Annotated in this window: 13 protein-coding genes and 1 riboswitch; of the genes, 10 read left to right on the top strand and 3 right to left on the bottom strand. The window is 72.7% G+C overall.

Annotation, left to right across the window (positions count from 1 at the left end):
- The first annotated feature begins 1 nt into the window (after nucleotide 1).
- Nucleotides 2–95: riboswitch (ZMP/ZTP riboswitch) on the top strand.
- A gap of 35 nt (nucleotides 96–130) precedes the next feature.
- The 4 genes from glyA (at nucleotide 131) to VGZ32_RS06210 (ending at nucleotide 5,083) form a co-directional block, all read left to right on the top strand.
- Complete coding sequence (glyA, locus tag VGZ32_RS06195) at nucleotides 131–1,432, top strand: serine hydroxymethyltransferase (RefSeq protein WP_326884869.1); 1,302 nt, start codon at nucleotides 131–133, stop codon at nucleotides 1,430–1,432.
- Between the two features lie 550 nt (nucleotides 1,433–1,982).
- Entirely contained in the window at nucleotides 1,983–3,470 is a 1,488-nt protein-coding gene (locus tag VGZ32_RS06200) for a DNA polymerase IV (protein ID WP_326884870.1), read from the top strand.
- A 260-nt stretch (nucleotides 3,471–3,730) separates the two neighbouring features.
- Nucleotides 3,731–4,516: a methyltransferase domain-containing protein gene (locus VGZ32_RS06205; protein WP_326884871.1), complete on the top strand. Its 786-nt coding sequence runs from the start codon at nucleotides 3,731–3,733 to the stop codon at nucleotides 4,514–4,516.
- Nucleotides 4,517–4,687: 171 nt separating this feature from the next.
- The gene (locus VGZ32_RS06210; protein ID WP_326884872.1) at nucleotides 4,688–5,083 is read left to right on the top strand and encodes a DUF3040 domain-containing protein; all 396 of its coding nucleotides are present in this window, start codon (nucleotides 4,688–4,690) and stop codon (nucleotides 5,081–5,083) included.
- A gap of 118 nt (nucleotides 5,084–5,201) precedes the next feature.
- On the opposite strand, the gene VGZ32_RS06215 is transcribed toward VGZ32_RS06210, so the two are convergent.
- The 3 genes from VGZ32_RS06215 to VGZ32_RS06225 are packed head-to-tail and all read right to left on the bottom strand — an operon-like array spanning nucleotide 5,202 to nucleotide 10,107.
- Nucleotides 5,202–7,733 carry a DUF3488 and transglutaminase-like domain-containing protein gene (locus tag VGZ32_RS06215; protein WP_326884873.1) on the bottom strand — a complete coding sequence of 844 codons (2,532 nt, stop codon included), beginning with the start codon at nucleotides 7,731–7,733 and terminating at the stop codon, nucleotides 5,202–5,204.
- A gap of 56 nt (nucleotides 7,734–7,789) precedes the next feature.
- On the bottom strand, nucleotides 7,790–9,148 hold the full coding sequence (locus VGZ32_RS06220; RefSeq protein WP_326884874.1) for a DUF58 domain-containing protein: 1,359 nt from the start codon (nucleotides 9,146–9,148) through the stop codon (nucleotides 7,790–7,792).
- Nucleotides 9,145–10,107 carry a MoxR family ATPase gene (locus tag VGZ32_RS06225; protein WP_349263508.1) on the bottom strand — a complete coding sequence of 321 codons (963 nt, stop codon included), beginning with the start codon at nucleotides 10,105–10,107 and terminating at the stop codon, nucleotides 9,145–9,147. The genes VGZ32_RS06220 and VGZ32_RS06225 overlap by 4 nt, the downstream gene beginning before the upstream one ends.
- Before the next feature lie 368 nt (nucleotides 10,108–10,475).
- On the opposite strand from VGZ32_RS06225, the gene mraZ reads away from it, so the two are divergent.
- The 6 genes from mraZ to VGZ32_RS06255 all read left to right on the top strand — a co-directional run.
- Entirely contained in the window at nucleotides 10,476–10,976 is a 501-nt protein-coding gene (gene mraZ / locus VGZ32_RS06230) for a division/cell wall cluster transcriptional repressor MraZ (RefSeq protein WP_326884876.1), read from the top strand.
- 173 nt (nucleotides 10,977–11,149) lie between these two features.
- Entirely contained in the window at nucleotides 11,150–12,178 is a 1,029-nt protein-coding gene (gene rsmH, locus VGZ32_RS06235; protein ID WP_326884877.1) for a 16S rRNA (cytosine(1402)-N(4))-methyltransferase RsmH, read from the top strand.
- A 99-nt stretch (nucleotides 12,179–12,277) separates the two neighbouring features.
- Nucleotides 12,278–12,805 (top strand): hypothetical protein, encoded by a 528-nt coding sequence (locus tag VGZ32_RS06240; RefSeq protein WP_326884878.1) that lies wholly within the window; start codon nucleotides 12,278–12,280, stop codon nucleotides 12,803–12,805.
- Nucleotides 12,802–14,784: a penicillin-binding protein 2 gene (locus tag VGZ32_RS06245; RefSeq protein ID WP_326884879.1), complete on the top strand. Its 1,983-nt coding sequence runs from the start codon at nucleotides 12,802–12,804 to the stop codon at nucleotides 14,782–14,784. Before VGZ32_RS06240 ends, VGZ32_RS06245 begins: the two co-directional genes overlap by 4 nt.
- Nucleotides 14,785–14,991: 207 nt before the next feature.
- Nucleotides 14,992–16,683 carry a UDP-N-acetylmuramoyl-L-alanyl-D-glutamate--2,6-diaminopimelate ligase gene (locus VGZ32_RS06250; protein ID WP_326884880.1) on the top strand — a complete coding sequence of 564 codons (1,692 nt, stop codon included), beginning with the start codon at nucleotides 14,992–14,994 and terminating at the stop codon, nucleotides 16,681–16,683.
- The coding region (locus VGZ32_RS06255; RefSeq protein WP_349263504.1) for a Mur ligase domain-containing protein at nucleotides 16,680–16,931 on the top strand (252 nt) is incomplete at its 3' end. The genes VGZ32_RS06250 and VGZ32_RS06255, both read left to right, overlap by 4 nt.

Genomic DNA, 16,931 nt, shown 5'->3' on the forward strand with positions numbered 1-16,931 from the left:
GCAGCCGGGCCGCGACTGGCGCCTTACGAGGTGGGACTGACCACCGGGGAGCGGCCGGCGGTCCCGAGTGGGCACCGTGCGCCTGGGTGTTCCGCCGCCACCGGAGCGAACCCAACGATGGAGGCACCCCATGCACGAGCCCAATGTCCCGCACCTGGCGGCCACCGACCCCGAGATCGCCGCGCTCGTCGAGGCTGAGGCCCGGCGGCAGTACCAGAAGCTCCGACTCATTGCGTCCGAGAACTACGTGTCGGCCGCGGTGCTCGAGGCGGCCGGCACCGTGCTGACCAACAAGTACTCCGAGGGCTACGCCGGCAAGCGCTACTACGAGGGCCAGCAGATCGTCGACCCGCTCGAGGAACTGGCCGTGGAGCGAGCAAAGGCGCTGTTCGGGGCCGAGCACGCCAACGTGCAGCCCTACTCCGGCTCCCCGGCGAACCTGGCGGTGTACCTCGCCTTCCTGAGCCCCGGCGACACCGTCCTGTCGATGGACCTGCCCATGGGCGGGCACCTGACGCACGGCTCGCCGGTTTCGATCACCGGCAAGTGGTTCCGGCCCGTGCACTACGGCGTGCGGCGGGAGACCGGCCGGGTCGACATGGACGACGTGCGCGAGATCGCGCTGCGCGAGCGGCCGAAGCTGATCATCTGCGGCGGCACCGCGATCCCGCGCACCATCGAGTTCGCCGCCTTCGCCGAGATCGCCCGCGAGGCCGGCGCGATCCTGCTGGCCGACATGGCGCACATCGCCGGCCTGGTCGCGGGCGGGGCGCACCCGTCGCCGGTCGGCCACGCGGATGTGATCTCGACCACTACGCACAAGACGCTGCGCGGCCCGCGCGGCGCGATGCTGCTGACGACCGCGGAGCACGCGAAGACGCTCGACAAGGCGGTGTTCCCGGGCCTGCAGGGCGGTCCGCACAACCACACCACGGCGGCGATCGCGGTGGCGCTGAAGGAGGCGTCGCAGCCCTCGTTCAAGGACTACGCGGCGAACGTGGTCGCCAACGCGCAGGCGCTCGCGGACGCGTTGCTGGAGCGCGGTTTCGACCTGGTCTCCGGCGGCACGGACAACCACCTGCTGCTGGCGGACCTGACCAACAAGGGCGTGACGGGCAAGATCGCGGCCAAGGCCCTGGACGCCGCCGGGATCGAGCTCAACTTCAACACCGTGCCGTTCGACCCGCGTCGCCCGTTCGACCCGTCCGGGCTGCGCCTCGGTTCGGCCGCGATCACCACGCGGGGCCTGGAGACCGGGCACATGGCGGCGGTGGCCGGGTGGATCGAGCGGGCAGTCGCGGCCGCCGCGCGGGCCGGGTCCCGGGAGGCGCTGGCGGAACCGGAGACCGCGCGGGAGCTCGACACCATCGCGGGCGAGGTGAAGGACCTGCTCAGCGGGTTCCCGATGCCGGGTTGGGCGTCTGAGGACTGATGCGTGTGCGCCGCCGTGGGACCGTGCGCGGCGGTGTCGGATTCGGGTGAGGTGACAGGATCCGGCCACAATTTCCGCTACGGACTTGGCGGTTATGGCCCTGTGACCCTATCGTTATCAGTGCTCCGCCTAGGTGCGGCAGCCGCCGGGATCGGTGCGTCCGGCGCGTGCGTTCCCAACCCTGAGCGGGGAGCGCACGCAACCGGACGTGAGCCGAAGGACGGTTCCGGTGTCGACGTCGGATTGAGCCTCCGGCTGTGCGGACACGTGGATAGTAGGGCCGCGGCGTTTAGGCGTCGCGGCCCTCTGCGTGTCCGGTGTCGACGTCGGATTGAGCGCTGTGCCTGTTCTGTGCTGGTGCGGACACGTGGATCGTAGGGCCGTGACGGGCGACCGGCACGGCCCTCTGCGTGTCCGCGACCTGTTTGTGCCCTCGCTGTGTTGATTGGTTCATTGGGCTGTGTCGGCTGATTGGGCAGCGTTGATCGTGTAAGCGCCTGAAATCCGTGGCGCGATCGACTCTGTCGGCGCCGGGGGCGACCATGGACGCATGGACCGTCCGTTGCGCACAGTGCCTTCGGTGCTGCATGTCGACATGGACGCGTTCTTTGCCGCGGTCGAGCAGCAGCACAAGCCGAGCCTGCGCGGAAAGCCGGTGGTGGTCGGCGGCGTCGGACTGCGCGGCGTCGTGTCCACCGCGAGCTACGAGGCACGCGTCTTCGGGGTGCGGTCGGCGATTCCGACCGCTGTGGCCCGCCGCCTGTGCCCGAATGCCGCTTATCTCTACCCGCGCTTCGGTGCCTATCACGCCGTCAGCAAAGTCGTCATGGAAGTGCTGCGCGCGGTCTCGCCGCTGGTCGAGCCGGTGAGCCTGGACGAGGCGTTCATCGACCTGGCCGCGATGCCCGGCGGCGGTCCCGGCGATGCCGTGGAGGCGCGGCGGATCGCGCAGGAGCTGCGAGCCCGCATTCGTGCGTGCACCGGATTGGCCGCGTCGATCGGCGCCGGGACTTCAAAGCTGGTGGCCAAGGTTGCCTCGGACGCGGAGAAGCCGGATGGCTGCGTCGTGGTTCCGGTCGGCGGTGAGCTGGATTGGCTTGATCCGCTTCCGGTGCGCGCGCTGTGGGGCGTGGGGCCCGCGACGGCTGACCGGTTGCGGAAGATCGGCGTCGGGACGGTGGCGGAATTGCGCGTGCTCACCGAAGCCGACCTGAGCGGGCTGCTGGGTGTGGCGTGGGGCGGCATGCTTTACCGGCTGTCGCGCGGGATGGACGGCCGGACGGTGGAGCCCGAGCGCGCGACGAAATCGATCAGTGCCGAGGACACGTACCCGCACGACCTCGGCGACCGGGCGACCATGCGCGCCGCCGTCGCGGAGCTAGCCGAGCGCGTCGTGCGGCGGCTGCATTCCTCGGGGCACACCGGAAGGACGGTCACGGTTAAGGCGCGCGGACACGACTTCACCACCGTGACCCGGTCCGAGACCTTCGGCGCGCCGACCGATGACGAGCGGGTGATCACGGACGCGGCGCTGCGGCTGCTGGACGACGCCGTTCCCGCCGCGACCGCCTCGTCTGTGGGAATCCGGTTGCTCGGGGTGGGCATGTCTGGGCTCGCCGACTACGCACAGGGCGACCTGGTCGCTGAACTCGCCCGGTACGAGAGCGAGGCGCATGCGAACGATCTCAAGGCGGAGCCGGGCGACGACGGCGAACGCGACAATGACGGCGACAATGGCAGCGGCAGCGAGCAGGCAGGGCCCGAAGAGGCGGTACCGGCGGTCACGCTGTATGGCCCGGTGCCCACCGATCACACCGCCCGCCGCTGGCTAGCCGGGCAGGACGTGCGGCACGCGACGCGGGGCGCTGGATGGGTGCAGGGTGCTGGCGTCGGGCGGGTGACGGTGCGGTTCGAGGGGCCCGGCACCGAGCCCGGCAGAATCGGGACCTTCTGGGCGGACGATCCCGATCTCGAACCCGTCGAAGCGGTCGAGATCGCGCGCGAGGCTCTGGCGGCGCTCGCGGCGCCGATCGTGTAAAACCTGTGGTGCGGACTGCGCAGGATCCGTGGTGTCGACTGCGCAGGACTCGCGGTGCGGACTGCGCAGGACTCGCGGTGCGGGCCGCGCAGGACTCGCGGTGCGGGCCGCGCGGGACCCGCGGTGCGGACCGCGTAGAACCGTATAGGCCGCGGTCGCGCATAGCATGGCCTTGCCCGTTCAGGCCGTGGTCGCGGCTGAACCGCACTGAACGCGAAGTATCCGGACCCGAGCCCGACCGTGGAAATGAGGCCTCTGCCGTGTCCACCGCCGACCGAACGAACCCCGCAAGCTCGCTGCGCACCGCGGTCGCGTGGGACGCGGTCAGGTCCGCGCTGGACGGCCTGGCGAAGGAGACCGGGCGCGACACCTTCGACGTGGTCGATCTCGGCGGCGGCACCGGCGGTTTCGCGGTGGCGCTGGCCCGCCTCGGGCACCGGGTCACCGTCGTCGATCCGAGCCCTGACGCATTGGCCGCGCTCGAGCGGCGGGTCGCCGAGGCCGGGGTCGGCGGCGCGGTGCGGGCCGCGCAGGGCGACCTGTCGACCGCGTTCGACGTGGTCGACCCGGAATCCGCCGACGCCGTGCTGTGCCACGGGGTGCTGGAGTTCGCCGACGACCCGGCCGAGGGCTGCCGCACCGCGGCGCGCCTGCTGCGGCCCGGCGGCCTCGCCAGCGTCCTGGCGGCCAACCGCCCCGCCATCGTCCTCGCCCGCGCCCTCAGCGGGCACGTGGCCGAAGCTCTCGCGGCGCTGCGTGACCCAGCCGGCCGGTTCGGCGCGCACGACCCGGTCCCGCGCCGGTTCGCCGAGACGGAGCTGCGCGGCCTGCTCGAGTCGGCCGGGCTGGCGGTGCTGGCGGTGCACGGGGTGCGGATCTTCGCCGACCTGGTGCCCGGTGCGGGCGCCGCGGACCCGGCGCCTGGCGCGGCCACCGTGCGGGAGCTGCTGGAACTGGAGTCCGCGGCCTGTGCCCGCCCCGAATTCCTGCCCATGGCGACCCAATTGCACGTGCTCGCAACCCGCGACGCAGCGCGGCCGGTGTGACAAGGCGTCACCTGCTGGGCGGCTGACGGCTGGTGGCCACGACCGCGCGGGCGGAAAATTGAACGGCGGCGTTCCGCACACGCGGCGGCCTGCCTATCCTTGACTTCGAGAGGTCCGGTCGCTGAGGCACTCCGATCTCTCGCGATTCCGGTCCAGCGAGGAGGAACCCCGGTGCCGCTGTCCGAGCATGAGCAACGGCTGCTCGAGCAGATGGAGCGGGCGCTGCATGCCGAAGACCCGAAATTCGCCTCGGCGCTCCAGGGCAACAAGCTGCGCAAGAGGCTGCGCCGTCGGGCCGTCGCGGCCGTCGTCGGCGTGCTCGCGGGCGCCGCCCTGATCGGCTACGGGGTCTACGCCCGGCGGGTTGCCCTCGACGTGGCCGGCGGCGCCGTTGTGGTGGCCTGCGCCTGGCTGGCCTGGTCTACCTGGCGGCGGGTGCCGGCCCCCGGACAGATCGTGCCCGCGTTCCGGCTGCGCCCGCGCGGTAAGGGCCGCGGCTCCCGCGGCACCTTCGGCCAGCGCATGGAGCTGCGCTGGCAGCACCGCCGCGAGCGGGACGGTTTCTAAGTCGTTCGCCTCCGCGAAGGCCGGTCGGCTCGCCCGCGCGCAGACACATCCAGATCTTTGGCGTGCGGACGATCGCCGCGACTCGACGATGCCCCGATCCGGCCTTAGGCCGCCTTCGTCACGACTCCGCGTCGTCGTTCCGCTCGGTCGTGTTTCGCTGACCGCGGTAGAACGAGGCGGTCATCCGGTCGCGTCCCTCCCGCAAGCGTGCGAGCGACGAGGCGGGCAGGATCGCCGCCTTGATGCGGTCGGCGCGGCTGGCATTCTCTGCCATCGCTGACCGCAGCATGCGCAGGTCGCGCGGCAGCGCCCGCAGTGCCGGCTGGTCATAGCGGGGCGCGTCGGCGTATCGGGCCTGCTCGGTGAGGGTGGTCACCCGTCCCATGGCCGCGGTCGCGCCCTCGTCGAACCGGGCTGCCTGCGCCAGCCGCAGCGCGGCCTGGCGGGGCGTGTCGCTCTCCGCCCACTCGTAGCCGAGGTCGTCCGCGCACTCCCGCAGCTCCGCCCACGCGGCCAGCGCGATCGCGGCCATCGGCGACGCGGCCGCACCGTCCCGGCCGCGGAACCGGGCCGGCGGCGTCCCGGCGGCCCTCTCGCCTTCCGTGGCGACGCGGGCCAGGTAACGCTCGGTCTGCTTGACCAGGACCCGCCTGTTGCGCCGTCGGGTCAGGCGACCCAGCGCCGGGACGGTCGCCAGCAGCAACAGCACCAGGGCGAACAGCTTGGCGCCGATCTCGGTTGCGGTGCCGCTCAGAAACCACCGCTGGAACCAGCGCGGGATCACGCCGAACGGTCCCCAGGAGGCGAACGCCCGCGGGGCCGCGGCGCTGTGCCCGGACTGCGCGTTCGCGCACTCGCCGGTCAGCTGGGCGAACTTGCCGGAGCAGCTGTTGGCGCTGTTGGTCGGCTTCGGCACAGTCGCCCCGGGGCTCAACGAGCTGGACGGCAGCGAACCGATGCCGCCGACCCCGGCCTTCGTGTACGCGGGCGCCTCGCCGCGGGCGCCCGCGATCGTGGGCGTCGGCTCGAACCGCACCCAGCCGATGCCGGAGAAGTAGAGCATCGGCCAGGAGTGCGCGTCGTGCGTGGTCACCTGGTAGCTGCCGTCGCTCTGCTGGGTGCCGGGGGTGAACCCGACCGCGACGACCGCCGGGATGCCCAGCGCCCGGGCCATCGCGGCCATCGTCCCGGCGAACTGCTGGCAGAACCCGATCTTGCTCTTCAGGAAGTTCTCGATGGCGCTGTTGCCGTCGCCTGCGGGGACGCTGGTGCTGTAGGTGAAGTTGTTCAGGAAGTAGTTCTGCAGCGCCTCGGCCTTGAGGAACGGCGTGCCGGCGTTCGCGGTGATCTGCTTCGCCAGCGCGGTCACGTCCGCCGGGAAGTCCGTCGGGCGCTCCAGGTACCGGGCCAGCGACGGATTGGTCGCCGCCGGCGCGTTGTTCAGCTGCGTGGCGGTGGGCTCGAGCTGCGTGCTCACGACGTTGTACTGCTGGCCCAGGCGCGAGCGGGTGGCCGAGTCGCCGGCCGTGATCGCGAGCGTGGCGGAGTCGTAGGTCGGATTGGCGATGCCGCTGATCGCGGTCGGCGCGTAAGGGGCCGGAACGCTGCCAAAGCTGAACTCGCCCACCACGCTGATCTGCAGGGACTCCTGCCGCCGCGCGATCGCGGGGCTGGTCAGGCCCGGGATGGCGACGTTCCCGGAGAACGGCAGCATCCGCCCGCCGGAGCCCACCGTCCAGGCGTTGCCGTCGAACTGGTCGAGCACCGACATGCGCAGGTACTGGCCGCGGGCGTCGGAGGAGTTCGTGGAGTAGCGCAGCAGCGGGATCGCCGAGGTGGACGTCAGGGACCGGCGCAGGTCGATGCTCTGGTTGATGCTGATCGTCCCGCTGCCGCCGCTGCCACCGCCGCCGTTGAAGAAGCCCGGCAGGGTCGGGATGAACCAGGGCAGGACCAGCGCGGCGACCACGGCGGTGGAGGTGATCCGGCGCGACAGCGCGCTGTGCGGATTGTTCGCCGGGCCTAACGGGTCTGAGCTCTTCTGCGAGCCGAGGGCGCGGCCCCAGCGGGCCAGCCGGTCGTGCCCGTCGGCGCTGACCAGCGACAGATAGCCGACCGCGGCGAAGATGAACGCCAGCCAGCTCAGCCCTCCGGGCTTGCGGGTGGCGGGTATCAGATACACGGTGAGCAGCGGCAGCCCGGCGAGGACGGCGCGGCGGTAGGTGACCGCGATCGCGTCGATCAGGATGGCGAAGGCGGCGCACACCAAGACCAGGATCGTGGTGATCCCGGGCGTGGCGGCGGCCGGCGGCGACTCGTTGGCGATGTTCGTGCGGCCGGCCGAGATCTGTTCGGCGAGGGCGTGGAACGCGCCGGGGCCCGGGATGAAGAAGCCGATGGCGCTCGTGGGAACGCGCAGCAGCGTCACTGCGCACAGCCCGCCGACGATCTGCGCGAGGATGACCACCGGCCGGGGGAGCCGGCCGCTGCGGGCCAGATGCCCGATCGCGCCGACGACCAGGATCGCGGTGAAGCAGGCGGTGAGCCACGGCCCGCTCTGCACCAGGCGCTCGAGGCCGAGCGTGGCGGTCGCCGACGTTACGGCGGCGGCGGCGGTCAGGCGCAGCGGCGCCCGCGTGGCCTCGATCACTGGCCCACCTTCTCAGGCTTCGTCTCAGGCTCTGTGCTCATCGTCGGCGCCCCGCATCACGATTCCGCGGGCGCGGGTGTCGGCGCCCCGGCGGCCGTGGCCTCGAACACCTGGTCCGAGAGGCCGCCGCCGCGTGAGGCGGCGGGGTGCCGGGACGCGGCGCGCCACAGGTCCGGGAAAATGTCGTCGCTGGACGCGATCACGACCTGCCAGCCGGCCGCTTCGAGGATCGCGGCGGCCTGCCGCTGGCCCGCCGCCGCACCGTATGGCTGCCTGGACGCCGCGACGCCGCTCCAGGTGTCCACGTCGAGCAGGAACGCGACCGTGCTCGCGGTCGAGGGCCGGGCCCGCGCCAGGTCGGTGGCGTCGGTGGCACCCATCGCGCCGAGCACCGCGATGATCAGGCTGTCCGCGCCGTCGTCCGAACCGCGCGGCGCGAACTGCAACGCGCCGGCGTGCACGGCCTTGAGCACGGCGAGCGAGTCGAGGATCGCGTCCTCGGAGTCGGCCGGGATCGGCGCCCCGCCCGCGCCTGTGGCCAGGTGCACGGTGTATCCGCTGTGCAGCAGGTGCAGCGCGCTGCTCGCGGCGGCGGACACGGCCCACTCCAGTGAGGCGGCCGGGCCGGTGCCGCGGTGCGCCTCGAACCGGTTGTCCAGCAGGATCGTGCAGCGGCTGTGCCGGGTCTGCTCCTCGCGCCGCACCATGATTTCCCCATGGTGTGCGGTCGAGCGCCAGTGGATTCGGCGTAGCTCGTCGCCGTAGCGGTACTCGCGCACACCGATGTCGTCCTCGCCGGCTGCGGCGGCGTGCGCCGCGTGGCCGTCGCCGTGTCCGGTCCACACGGTGCCGAGCGTGACGGCGGGCAGCAGGTCCACCTTCGGCGAGACGGTGAGGGTGTGCTGCGCGCTGAAGGAGCGGGTCAGCTCGAACAGGCCGAGGGGGTCGGCGCTGCGCAGCGAGAGCGGTCCAAGCGGGTAGCGGCCGCGGCTGTCGCAGCGCACCCGATAGGCGACCCGGCGGGTGCCTCCCGGCTCGATCCGGCGCAGGATGAACCGCGGCCGCGAGCCGAGGGTGTACGGGACCTTGTCCTCGACCAGCAGCGGGGTGCTGGGCAGCCGGGCGGCGTTCTCCAGCCGCAGGTGCACCCGCGCGGGGGAGCCGACCGGGACGCGCGCGGGCACCAGACTTCGGCGGCAGGCGATGCGGTAGCGGGAGGCCGAGGTGATCGCGGCGGCGGCGATCGGCAGCGCGGTCAGCAGGATCGCCACGCGCAGCAGCGGTTGGTAGCCCAGCAGGATCGCGCAGGCGGCCGAGGCCAGCCCCGCGGACAGGAACGCCCGCCCGCGCGTGGTCAGCCCGGTCGAGAAGGTGCGCCAGGCGTCGCGCACGGCCGAACCGGGCCGGGTGTTCATCGGCGGCGGGGCGAGTGGCCGTCCACCGGCACCGCGTCGAGCAGTTCGCTGACGATCTGCTCGGCGGAGCGGCGGCCCACCCGGGCTTCGGCGGTGGGGATCAGGCGGTGCGCGAGCACCGGCACGGCCAGGGACTTGATGTCGTCGGGCAGCACGAACTCGCGGTCCTCCAGCGCCGCCTTGGCGCGGGCGGCCCGGATCATGTGCAGCGCGGCCCGGGGCGAGGCGCCCAGGCGCAGGTCGGGGGCGGCCCGGGTGGCCGTCACCAGGTCGATGACGTACCGCTTGACCTCGTCCGAGACGTGCACCCCGCGCGCGGTCTCGATCAGTTTGACCACGTCGTGAGTGTCCGCCGCGGGCTGCAGTTCGTCGAGGGGGTTGGCGGCGGAGTGCCCGTCGAGCATCCGCAGTTCCGCGGCCGGGGCCGGGTAGCCCATCGCGATGCGCGCCATGAAGCGGTCGCGCTGGGCCTCGGGCAGCGGGTAGGTGCCCTCCATCTCGACCGGGTTCTGCGTCGCGATGACCATGAACGGGGTCTCGAGCGTGTAGCTGACCCCGTCGACGGTGACCTGGTGCTCGCCCATGCACTCCAGCAGCGCCGATTGAGTCTTGGGCGAGGCCCGGTTGATTTCGTCGCCGAGCACGATGTGCGCGAACACGGCGCCCGGTTTGAACTCGAACTCGCCGCGCTGCGGGTCGAAGATCGTCACCCCGGTCACGTCGGAGGGCAGCAGGTCCGGCGTGAACTGGATGCGCCGCACGGTGCAGTCGATCGCCTTGGCCAGCGCCTTGGCCAGCATCGTCTTGCCGACCCCGGGGACGTCCTCGATCAGCAGGTGGCCCTCGGCGAGCAGGACGGTCAGCGCCAGGCGCACCACCTCGCCCTTGCCCTCGATCACCGACTCGACCCGCTCGCGGATCCGGTCGGTGATGACCGCCGGGCGCTCGTGCGGGGACAACGGCGCCCGGGGTTCCGGACCGCCGCTGGAGTGGGCGTCCGGCGTGAGCGCCGTCGGCTGCGCGCCGGCCACCTCGCCGTACTGCCGCTGTGTGCCCGGCAACGGGCCCTCCCTCAGTTTTCCGGCTGTTTCCTTCGCACAGCCGATGGGGTCATCTTGCCTGACGTCGGCGGTCTGTGTGCAAGAGCGCGGAAGCCCGTTTTTCCTACGCCCAAAGGGCGGGCAGTGGAGTACTCGGACGGCGTAGGGGGCGGTTTGTGGAGTAGAGTGGGGGGAAGTGGAGGCTCTGTGGACCGCGGTGGGCGGTCCGCGGCGGCCGTCCCGACCCGGAACCGCATTCGTAGGTCTTCTCTTCGCGGGAGGCGCCGGTGTTCCTCGGCACCTTCGTCCCGCGGCTGGACGACAAGGGGCGGCTGATCCTGCCGGCCCGGTTCCGTGAAGAGGCGGCCCGGGTCGACGGAACGGAGCGGCTGGTGATCACGAAGGGGCAGGAGCGGTGCCTCTCGGTCTGGCCGGCTTCCGCCTTCGCGGAGGCGGCCGACCGGATCCGGCGTGCCCCGAACGCGGGCGCCCTGGCCTCCCCGCGGGCGGTGCGCGACTACCTGCGCGTGCTGTACGCGGGCGCGAGCGAACAGTCCTTCGACAAGCAGGGCCGCATCACCCTCCCGCCGGCGCTGCGCGAGTACGCCGGGCTGACCGGGCAGGTGGCGGTGGTCGGCGCGGACACGCACTTCGAGCTGTGGGACGCGGCGGCCTGGGAGCGGTACCTGGAGGAGACCGAGCCCCGGTTCGCCGATCTGCCCGCGGACGGCCTGCTGCACGACGAGATGGGCCTCGGACGACCAGAGGGGGGACCGGATCCGACATAGGCGCGCGCCTAGGGCTCGGCCGCTTCCTTCAGCGGCCGCGACCGCAGGCCTCCACCCGCTCACCCGCGTTCTGCCGCTACTTCCCCGGTGTCAGAGCGTTTGTGAGTACATCCGAGCGGGCGGGGACCTGCGGTCGCGGCTTTCCGGCGGCCTGGTTCCGGGATAATCGCGCCATGGCGGCAGACGGTGAGACGGCGGAGCACGTTCCGGTGATGCTGGAGCGGTGCGTCGAGACGCTCGCCCCGGCGGCTGAGGACGGCGGGGCGGACGGGGCCGTCTTCGTGGACGCCACGCTCGGTCTCGGCGGCCACAGCGAGGCGCTGCTCACCCGGCTGCCCGGGATCCGGCTGATCGGGTTGGACCGCGACCCGCAGGCGCTGGAACGTTCGCGTGCCCGGCTGGCCCGGTTCGGCGACCGCTTCGAGGCGGTGCACGCGGTCTACGACGAGCTGCCGGACGTCTTGGACCGCTTGGGCGTCGCGTCGATCCGCGGGATCCTTTTCGACCTCGGAGTCTCCTCGCTCCAGTTGGACATGCGCGAGCGCGGGTTCGCCTACGCGTATGACGCGCCGTTGGACATGCGGATGGACCAGACCGCGCCGCTGACCGCCCGGGAGGTGGTCAACACCTACCCGGAGCGCGAGCTGGCGCGGATCCTGCGCGAGTACGGGGAGGAGCGGTTCGCGCAGCGGGTGGCCGCGGCGATCGTCGCGGCGCGCGCCAAGGACCCGTTGGAGACCACCGCGCCGCTGGCCGAGCTGGTGCGGGAGGCGATCCCGGCGGCGACCCGGCGCACCGGCGGGCATCCGGCCAAGCGGGCGTTCCAGGCGCTGCGGATCGAGGTCAACGCGGAGCTCGCGGTGCTCGAGCGGGCGATCCCGGCGGCGGTGGACGCGCTGGAGGTCGGCGGCCGCATCGCCGTGCTCGCCTACCACTCGCTGGAGGACCGGCTGGTCAAGCGGGTGCTCGCGGCGGGCGCGGCGTCTACGGCGCCGGTCGGGCTGCCGGTCGCGCCGCCGGGTACCGAGCCGGTGCTGCGCCTGCTGACCCGCGGCGCCGAGGAGCCCAGCGAGGCGGAAGTGGCGGCGAACCCTCGCGCGGCGTCGGCGAAGTTCCGGGCGGCGCAGCGGGTGCGGCGCGGTTCGGTCGCCACGCGGCTCGGCGGCGCGGGGCATGCGCGGCGGCGTATGAGAAAGGGCTGAGAACCCGCGGCTGCGCCCGTGGCGCTGCGCCGATTGCGAAGACCTGTGCGGAATACTGGCCGCCATGGAGGCGAGCGGCCGGGGGGCGGGTGCGGTGCGATGACGGGGGGTGCGCGGGTGCCGGGACCGCGCAAACAGGGTGCGGGCAAGCAGGGTCTGGCGGTGATCCCCGGATTCGCCGGGCGCCGGTCCGTGGTTCCGTTCGCCATCCTCGTGCTCGCCGTGCTCGGCACCGGGCTCGTCATCCTGCTGCTGCTCAACACCGCGCTCGACCGGGGGGCGTTCGAGCTGAACGCGGGGCAGAAGCGGCAGAGCCAGCTGACGGATGAGCAGCAGCAGCTCGCACTGCAACTCGGCGCCCTCTCGGCGCCCGGTCCGCTGGCGTCGCAGGCCGCCGCGCTCGGTATGGTCCCCAACCCGCAGCCGGCGTTCCTCAATCCGGGCAGCGGCGCGGTGCTCGGCTCGCCGTCCGCGGCGCCGACCACGTCCCCGCCCGCACCGCCTTCGCCGACGCCCTCGGGCTCGCCGTCGGCGTCCGGCTCGCCGTCTGTATCAGGCTCGCCGCCGAGCGTGTCGCAGAGCGCGACGACGTCCCCGTCCGCCCCGGCCACCGGGACGACGCCATGACCGACGGCACCCGCAACGGCCGCGGCGCTCCCGTCCCGCCGCGGCGCCGGACACCCCAGACCGGGCGTGCTGGAGCGAACAACCAGGGGGCGAAGAAGTCGGCCGCGAAAAAGCAGGGCGCGAAGAAGCCGGCCTCGCAGGCCGCGAAGACCCCGCCGACCAAGCAGGTGCGCCCCCTAGCGCAGGTGCCGCCGCCCCGCATACCGCAGCGCCCGCCGAAGCCGCTCGTCCTCGGCGACCCGCGCCGCCGTCTGCGCGTCGGCACGATCGCCCTGGCGTTCATCTTCTCCCTGTTCGGCGGGCGGCTCGTGCAGCTCCAGGCGGTCGACGCGGCCGGATACGGGGCCAGCGCCGCGGCCGCCCGCACCCAGGACTACACGCTCACCGCGACGCGCGGCGCGATACTGGACGCCTCCGGCCGGCCGCTGGCCGAGTCCGTGGACGCGGTCGACGTCACCGCCGACCCGATCCAGATCAAGACCCTCAAACAGGATCCGGCGGTCTACGCCTCGAAGCTGGCGGCCCTGCTCGGCGACCCGCCGGGCACCGCGAACGTCGCGGACCTGCGGGCGAAGCTCTCCACCGCCACCACCCGCTACGTGCTACTCGCCAAGCAGGTGACGCCCCAGACCTGGCAGCAGATCAAGGCCCTGGGGCTGTCCGGGGTGTACGGGATGACCGACGCCAAAACGGTGTACCCGCAGGGCGCGCTGGGCTCGAACCTCGTCGGTTTCATCAATGGTTCTGGTGTCGGCGCCGCGGGCCTTGAGAGCGAGTACAACACGCAGCTGGCCGGCAAGGACGGGCGCATCTCCTACCAGGCCGCTGACGGCACCGAGATCCCGACCGCGGGCATCAACGAGCAGGCGCCGGTCGCCGGGACCTCGATCGAGACCACGATCGACGGCGGCATCGAGTGGGCCGCGCAGCAGGCGATCGACAAGCAGGTCGCCGCGTCCGGCGCGGAGTCGGGCACCGTGGTGGTGATGGACCCGCGCAGCGGAGCGATCCTCGCGCTGGCCACCTCGCCCACCTACGACCAGAGCGACATCACGCCGGCCATCGCGCCGAACGTCGGCGACCGCGCGCTGTCCGAGGTCTACGAGCCCGGTTCGGTCGCCAAGGTCATGACCATGGCCGCCGCGATCCAGCAGGGCGTCGCCGACCCCGCCAGCAGGGTGGTCGTGCCGCCGGAGCTCGCGCCCAAGTACAGCCAGCCGATCTACGACGACACCAACCACGGCACCGAGCACCTGACGCTGACCGGGGTGCTCGCCGAGTCCAGCAACATCGGCACCGACGTGGTCACCGAGCAGTTCGGGCAGAACCGCGACCAGATCCTTTGGAGCTACTTCCGCGCCTTCGGCATCGGCCTGCCCACCGGGCTCGGCCTGCCCGGCGAGTCGCCCGGCATCTTCGCCCCCTACCAGAAGTGGGACGGCTCGCAGCGCTGGCGCATCCCGTTCGGCCAGGGACTGTCGGTCAACGCGGTCCAGGCCACCAGCGTGTTCGCCACCATCGCCGACGCCGGGGTCCGGGTCACCCCGACGCTGGTGAAGGGCTACGTCGACGCGAACGGCGCGTTCACCGCGGCCCCCGCCGCGGCCCGCACCCAGGTCGTGTCGGCCAAGACGGCCGCGCAGGTCGAGCAGATGATGGAGTCGGTGGTCTCCGAGAAGGGGACCGCGCCGGGGGCCGAGATCCCCGGCTACCGGGTGGCGGGCAAGACCGGTACCGCGAACCGCTACGACAGCCGGTGCCACGGCTACTGCGGCTACACCTCGTCCTTCATCGGCTTCGCGCCGGCCGACAACCCGCAGCTCGTGGTGTCCGTGGTGATCCAGAACCCGACCACCGGCTCGTACTTCGGCGGCGCCATCGCCGCTCCGGTGTTCAAGTCGGTCATGTCCTTCGCCCTGCAGAGCCTTGCCATAGCGCCCACCGGCACCAAGCCGCCGAACCTGGCCACACAGTGGTGATTACCGCAGCGGTGATTGCTACAGCGATTGCTACAGCGGTGATTCCCGCGGCGGCAAGAGCAGCGGCGGCGATACCCGAGGTGGCATCGGTTCTGGTGTGACGTGAGTGGTAACCGGGCGATCACTCCCCGCGATGGCCGTTACCGGCCTGCTACAGAGCCGAGGCGCTGGCACGCGCGCGGTGCGGGACACGGTAGCCTGCCCGTCGTGCCGAACCCGCTCAAACAGTCACCACCCCCGGTCGGCCCGCCCCGCCCGGGCACGACCGTGCCGCGCGCGCTGGAAGAGCTCGCCGAGGCAGTCCCCGCGGCCCGGATCACCGGCCCCGCGGACGCCGCAAAGGCCCTGGTGACGGGGTTCACGCACGACTCGCGCGCAGTGCGGCCCGGCGACCTCTACGCGGCTATGCCCGGTGCTGCGGTCCACGGCGCGCAGTTCGCCCCCCAGGCCGCCCAGGCCGGCGCCGCGGCGATCCTCGCCGACGAGAGCGGAGCCGAACGCGCGGCCGCCACCGGGCTGCCGGTCCTGCTGGTGCCCGAGGTCCGCCCCGCGCTCGGCCCGATCGCCGCGCGCGTGTACGGCGAACCGGCGTCCGCGCTGCTGATGCTCGGCGTCACCGGAACCAACGGCAAGACCACCACGACCTACCTGATCGACGGCGGACTGCGCGCCGCGGGCCTGCGCACCGGCCTGATCGGCACCGTCGAGACGCGCATCGCCGACCGGGTGGTCAAGTCGGTGCGCACCACCCCCGAGGCCCCTGACCTCCAGGCGCTGCTCGCGGTCATGCGCGAGGACGGCGTCGGTGCGGTCGCGATGGAGGTCTCCAGCCACGCCCTCGCATACGGGCGCACCGCCGGCATCCGCTACCGGGTCGCCGCGTTCACCAACCTGACGCAGGATCACCTCGACTTCCACGCCGACTTCGAGGACTACTTCGAGACCAAGGCGAAGCTCTTCACCCCCGAGTACACCGGCTTCGCGGTGCTCAACGCCGACGACGCCCACGGCCGCCGCCTCATCGAGCGGGTCGCGGCGATCGGCCTGCCGCACTGGACGTTCTCCGCCGAGGGCGCGCCCGGCGCCGACTGGCGCGCGCTCGACGTGCGGCTCGGCCCCGACGGCACCCGCTTCACGCTCGTCGGGCCGGACGGCGCGCGGCGCGAGGCCGAAGTGGCGCTGCCCGGGGAGTTCAACGTCGAAAACGCGGTCGCGGCGGTGGCCTGCCTCGTCGCGGCGGGCATCGACCCCGACACCGCCATCGCGGGAGTCGCCTCCGTGCCCGGCGTCCCGGGCCGGATGCAGCGAGTCGACGCCGGACAGCCGTACCTCGCCGTCGTCGACTACGCGCACACCCCCGACGCCATCGAGACGCTGCTCTCGGCGGTCCGGCCGGTCACCTCTGGCACCCTGCGCATCGTCGTGGGCTGTGGCGGCGACCGTGACCGGGGTAAGCGGCCGCTGATGGGCGCCGCCGCAGCACGCGGGGCCGACGAGGTCATCCTCACCAACGACAACCCCCGTTCGGAGGACCCGCTGGTCATCCTCGACGCCGCCGCCGCGGGCGCCCGCGAGGCCGTCGCCGCGGGGGCGCACGCCACCGTGGCCGTCGTCCCGGACCGCTCCGAGGCGATCGCCCTCGCGGTGTCCGCGAGCCGCCGCGGCGACGCGGTCGTGGTCGCCGGGAAGGGGCACGAGCAAGGGCAGGAGATCGGCGGCGTGGTGTACCCGTTCGACGACGCCGCCGTGCTGCGCGAGGCGATCTGGGCGTGCGCCCCGTCCGGGTCGTGGGGCACCGTGTCAGAAACAGGCACCGTGTCCGAAAAAGGCACTGTGTCCAGAACGGGCGCTGATTCCGAATCAGGCTCGGCATCCGGCTCCGGATCGGCGGCGCCGTGATCCCGATGACCCTCGCGCAGATCGCGCAGGCAGTCGGCGGCGTGCTCGGCGACGGGACGGACGGCGCGATCACGGTCACCGGCCCGGCCGCGGAGGACTCGCGCGCTGTGCAGCCGGGCGGCCTGTTCGTGGCCTTCGTCGGCGAACAGGCGGACGGCCACGACTACGCCGCCGCGGCCGTCGAACGCGGCGCCGCGGCGGTTCTGGCGAGCCGTCAGGTCGACGGCGTGCCCGCGATCATCGTGCCC

It is taken from the genome of Actinocrinis sp. (assembly GCF_035938995.1).
Taxonomy (GTDB): Bacteria; Actinomycetota; Actinomycetes; order Streptomycetales; family Catenulisporaceae; genus DASZGI01.

Bases quoted from the DNA above. Each gene is read 5' to 3' on its own strand.
- VGZ32_RS06200 (WP_326884870.1), top strand. From the start codon at position 1,983: ATGGACCGTCCGTTGCGCACAGTGCCTTCGGTGCTGCATGTCGACATG.
- rsmH (WP_326884877.1), top strand. From the start codon at position 11,150: ATGGCGGCAGACGGTGAGACGGCGGAGCACGTTCCGGTGATGCTGGAG.
- VGZ32_RS06245 (WP_326884879.1), top strand. From the start codon at position 12,802: ATGACCGACGGCACCCGCAACGGCCGCGGCGCTCCCGTCCCGCCGCGG.
- VGZ32_RS06240 (WP_326884878.1), top strand. From the start codon at position 12,278: ATGACGGGGGGTGCGCGGGTGCCGGGACCGCGCAAACAGGGTGCGGGC.
- glyA (WP_326884869.1), top strand. From the start codon at position 131: ATGCACGAGCCCAATGTCCCGCACCTGGCGGCCACCGACCCCGAGATC.
- VGZ32_RS06220 (WP_326884874.1), bottom strand. From the start codon at position 9,148: ATGAACACCCGGCCCGGTTCGGCCGTGCGCGACGCCTGGCGCACCTTC.